General features: G+C 56.9%; 3 rRNA genes. All 3 read right to left on the minus strand.

The features are described from left to right. Positions 1 to 12: 12 nt before the first annotated feature. The 3 genes from rrf to ACPCXD_RS22815 all read right to left on the minus strand — a co-directional run bounded on the left by rrf (position 13) and on the right by ACPCXD_RS22815 (position 5,190). Positions 13 to 129, minus strand: a 5S ribosomal RNA gene (gene rrf / locus ACPCXD_RS22805). Positions 130 to 234: 105 nt separating this feature from the next. After that, positions 235 to 3,368: ribosomal RNA gene (locus ACPCXD_RS22810) — 23S ribosomal RNA — on the minus strand. 300 nt (positions 3,369 to 3,668) lie between these two features. Next, positions 3,669 to 5,190 (minus strand): 16S ribosomal RNA (locus tag ACPCXD_RS22815). Together the 16S, 23S and 5S rRNA genes form the textbook arrangement of a ribosomal RNA operon. Positions 5,191 to 5,400 lie beyond the last annotated feature (210 nt).

The following is a 5,400-nucleotide window of genomic DNA, read 5'->3' on the forward strand; positions in this document are numbered from 1 at the left end:
TTCGGAACGGGTGTTCGGCGGTGTCCTACTCTCCCACACCCTGTCGAGTGCAGTACCATCGGCGCAGACAGGCTTAGCTTCCGGGTTCGGAATGGGACCGGGCGTTTCCCTGTCGCTATGGCCGCCGTAACTCTATGAAACTTCACGCATCGGATTCGGTTCTCCCCCAAGGGGATTCCCGATATCTGATGTGTGTGTTGTTTCAGATACCGCACAGTGGACGCGTAACATCTTCGTGGTAAGTCCTCGGCCTATTAGTACCGGTCACCTCCACCCATTGCTGGGCTTCCAGTTCCGGCCTATCAACCCGGTGGTCTGCCGGGGGCCTTACCCCCTCGAGGGGGTGAGAAACCTCATCTTGGAACAGGCTTCCCGCTTAGATGCTTTCAGCGGTTATCCCTTCCGAACGTAGCCAACCAGCCATGCCCCTGGCGGGACAACTGGCACACCAGAGGTTCGTCCGTCCCGGTCCTCTCGTACTAGGGACAGCCTTCCTCAAGTTTCTAACGCGCGCGGCGGATAGAGACCGAACTGTCTCACGACGTTCTAAACCCAGCTCGCGTGCCGCTTTAATGGGCGAACAGCCCAACCCTTGGGACCTACTCCAGCCCCAGGATGCGACGAGCCGACATCGAGGTGCCAAACCATCCCGTCGATATGGACTCTTGGGGAAGATCAGCCTGTTATCCCCGGGGTACCTTTTATCCGTTGAGCGACACCGCTTCCACATGCCGGTGCCGGATCACTAGTCCCGACTTTCGTCCCTGCTCGACCTGTCAGTCTCACAGTCAAGCTCCCTTGTGCACTTGCACTCGACACCTGATTGCCAACCAGGCTGAGGGAACCTTTGGGCGCCTCCGTTACATTTTGGGAGGCAACCGCCCCAGTTAAACTACCCACCAGGCACTGTCCCTGAACCAGATCATGGTCCGAGGTTAGAGGTCCAATACGATCAGAGTGGTATTTCAACAACGACTCCACAACCACTGGCGTGGCCGCTTCACAGTCTCCCACCTATCCTACACAAACCGAACCGAACACCAATACCAAGCTATAGTGAAGGTCCCGGGGTCTTTTCGTCCTGCCGCGCGTAACGAGCATCTTTACTCGTAATGCAATTTCGCCGAGTCTGTGGTCGAGACAGCAGAGAAGTCGTTACGCCATTCGTGCAGGTCGGAACTTACCCGACAAGGAATTTCGCTACCTTAGGATGGTTATAGTTACCACCGCCGTTTACTGGGGCTTAAATTCTCAGCTTCGCCACCGAAATGGCTAACCGGTCCTCTTAACCTTCCAGCACCGGGCAGGCGTCAGTCCGTATACATCGTCTTACGACTTCGCACGGACCTGTGTTTTTAGTAAACAGTCGCTTCTCTCTGGTCTCTGCGACCACCCCCAGCTCGGACCGCAAGGGCCGTCACCGGGCGTGGTCCCCCTTCTCCCGAAGTTACGGGGGCATTTTGCCGAGTTCCTTAACCACAGTTCTCTCGATCGCCTCGGTATTCTCTACCTGACCACCTGTGTCGGTTTGGGGTACGGGCCGTGTACCAACTCACTAGAGGCTTTTCTCGGCAGCATAGGATCACTGAATTCCCCTCAACGGGTACGCATCACCTCTCAGGCTGCATGTGACACGGATTTGCCTATGTCACGCCCTACCGGCTTACACCAGGTATTCCATCACCTGGCCCAGCTACCTTCCTGCGTCACCCCATCGCTTGACTACTACAATCGGGGTCCCGTGCAGCCATCCCCACAGTTCCCGAAGGAACAGCGGAGACTTTTGGACGGTTAGCACAACTGATTCGCCATTGGGCGCGGATACACGGGTACGGGAATATCAACCCGTTGTCCATCGACTACGCCTGTCGGCCTCGCCTTAGGTCCCGACTCACCCTGGGCGGATTAACCTGGCCCAGGAACCCTTGGTCATCCGGCGGACGAGTTTCTCACTCGTCTTTCGCTACTCATGCCTGCATTCTCACTCGCGCAGCCTCCACACCTGGATCACTCCGGCGCTTCCACGGCTGCACGACGCTCCCCTACCCATCCACACACCTGGCCGACCCTCCGTGGAGAATCAGCGGGCTTGTGTGAATGCCGCGGCTTCGGCGGTGTACTTGAGCCCCGCTACATTGTCGGCGCAGAACCACTTGACCAGTGAGCTATTACGCACTCTTTCAAGGGTGGCTGCTTCTAAGCCAACCTCCTGGTTGTCTCAGCGATCCCACATCCTTTTCCACTTAGTACACGCTTAGGGGCCTTAGCCGGCGATCTGGGCTGTTTCCCTCTCGACTACGAAGCTTATCCCCCGCAGTCTCACTGCCGCGCTCTCACTCACCGGCATTCGGAGTTTGGCTGATTTCGGTAAGCTTGTGGGCCCCCTAGACCATCCAGTAGCTCTACCTCCGGTGAGAAACACGCGACGCTGCACCTAAATGCATTTCGGGGAGAACCAGCTATCACGGAGTTTGATTGGCCTTTCACCCCTACCCACAACTCATCCCCTCAGTTTTCAACCTAAGTGGGTTCGGGCCTCCACGACGTCTTACCATCGCTTCACCCTGGCCATGGGTAGATCACTCCGCTTCGGGTCTAGAACATGCCACTAGATGCGCCCTATTCGGACTCGCTTTCGCTACGACTACCCCACACGGGTTAACCTCGCGACATGCCACTAACTCGCAGGCTCATTCTTCAAAAGGCACGCCATCACCCACCACGAACTGAATCGTGCATCGGCTCTGACGGATTGTAAGCGCACGGTTTCAGGTACTATTTCACTCCCCTCCCGGGGTACTTTTCACCTTTCCCTCACGGTACTAGTCCGCTATCGGTCACCAGGGAGTATTCAGGCTTATCGGGTGGTCCCGACAGATTCACACCGGATTTCACGGGCCCGGTGCTACTCGGGTACTTCTCACGAGAGCCGGCAAGTTTTCGTCTACGGGATTCTCACCCTCTACGACAGGCCGTTCCAGACCACTTCGACTAACCAACCGGTTTCTTACTCTCGCCCGTCATGACAGTGACGGGAAGAAAAGCCCCACAACCCCACGGATGCAACGCCTGCCAGCTATCACACACCCATGGTTTAGCCTCATCCGCTTTCGCTCGCCACTACTCACGGAATCACTGTTGTTTTCTCTTCCTGTGGGTACTGAGATGTTTCACTTCCCCACGTTCCCTCCACACACCCTATATATTCAGATGCGGGTAACACGACATCACTCGTGCTGGGTTTCCCCATTCGGAAATCCTCGGATCACAGCTCGGTTGACAGCTCCCCGAGGCATATCGCAGCCTCCCACGTCCTTCATCGGCTCCTGGTGCCAAGGCATCCACCGTACGCTCATAAACACTTACAACAAAGATGCTCGCGTCCACTGTGCAGTTCTCAAACAACACACAACAACCCCTACCAACGCCGGCCACACGGCCAACCGTCTTCGTAAGTCATCGTCGCTGATCAAACACTCGCGTGTTCTCTCAGGACCCAACAGTGCACCGATATAACTTTCCTCCTGCCGGCACTCGGGCCCGCAGTAGTGAAGAAAATGCTTGTCAGCGTTCCACCCATGAGCTCCCGTGCCGCTCGTACGGCGGCAAACGGGCTCTGCCTTCCTCCCCACACCAGTGTGTGAGCGAGGCAAGGAGATGCTCCTTAGAAAGGAGGTGATCCAGCCGCACCTTCCGGTACGGCTACCTTGTTACGACTTCGTCCCAATCGCCGATCCCACCTTCGACGGCTCCCTCCCACGAGGGGTTAGGCCACCGGCTTCGGGTGTTACCGACTTTCATGACGTGACGGGCGGTGTGTACAAGGCCCGGGAACGTATTCACCGCAGCGTTGCTGATCTGCGATTACTAGCGACTCCGACTTCACGGGGTCGAGTTGCAGACCCCGATCCGAACTGAGACCGGCTTTAAGGGATTCGCTCCACCTCACGGTATCGCAGCCCTCTGTACCGACCATTGTAGCATGTGTGAAGCCCTGGACATAAGGGGCATGATGACTTGACGTCGTCCCCACCTTCCTCCGAGTTGACCCCGGCAGTCTCCTGCGAGTCCCCACCATCACGTGCTGGCAACACAGGACAAGGGTTGCGCTCGTTGCGGGACTTAACCCAACATCTCACGACACGAGCTGACGACAGCCATGCACCACCTGTCTACCGGCCACAAGGGAAACCACATCTCTGCAGTCGTCCGGTACATGTCAAACCCAGGTAAGGTTCTTCGCGTTGCATCGAATTAATCCACATGCTCCGCCGCTTGTGCGGGCCCCCGTCAATTCCTTTGAGTTTTAGCCTTGCGGCCGTACTCCCCAGGCGGGGCGCTTAATGCGTTGGCTACGGCACGGATCCCGTGGAAGGAAACCCACACCTAGCGCCCACCGTTTACGGCGTGGACTACCAGGGTATCTAATCCTGTTCGCTACCCACGCTTTCGCTCCTCAGCGTCAGTTACTGCCCAGAGACCCGCCTTCGCCACCGGTGTTCCTCCTGATATCTGCGCATTTCACCGCTACACCAGGAATTCCAGTCTCCCCTGCAGTACTCGAGTCTGCCCGTATCGCCTGCAAGCCCGCAGTTGAGCTGCGGGATTTCACAGACGACGCGACAAACCGCCTACGAGCTCTTTACGCCCAGTAATTCCGGACAACGCTCGCACCCTACGTATTACCGCGGCTGCTGGCACGTAGTTGGCCGGTGCTTCTTCTGCAGGTACCGTCACTTGCGCTTCGTCCCTGCTGAAAGAGGTTTACAACCCGAAGGCCGTCATCCCTCACGCGGCGTCGCTGCATCAGGCTTGCGCCCATTGTGCAATATTCCCCACTGCTGCCTCCCGTAGGAGTCTGGGCCGTGTCTCAGTCCCAGTGTGGCCGGTCGCCCTCTCAGGCCGGCTACCCGTCGTCGCCTTGGTAGGCCATTACCCCACCAACAAGCTGATAGGCCGCGGGCTCATCCTGCACCGAAAAACTTTCCACCCCAGGACATGCATCCCGAGGTCATATCCGGTATTAGACCCAGTTTCCCAGGCTTATCCCAGAGTGCAGGGCAGATCACCCACGTGTTACTCACCCGTTCGCCACTAATCCACCCAGCAAGCTGGGCTTCATCGTTCGACTTGCATGTGTTAAGCACGCCGCCAGCGTTCGTCCTGAGCCAGGATCAAACTCTCCGTTGAAGACTCACAATCACCCCGAAGGGGTAATCAGTCAAAGACATCGAGTCAAATCACTAGCATAAAAACTCAAACTAGCTCTAACACTGGATCACCGCAGACGGAAGAATGCGATGTCCAGCAACAACCACCCACAAAAAGTGAAGTGGTCGCACCAAATATTATTTGGCACTGACATTCATCGGCACACTGTTGAGTTCTCAAAGAACACGC

Origin of the sequence: Rhodococcus sp. AB351, assembly GCF_049538275.1 — a bacterium.
In the GTDB taxonomy this organism is placed as follows: domain Bacteria; phylum Actinomycetota; class Actinomycetes; order Mycobacteriales; family Mycobacteriaceae; genus Rhodococcus.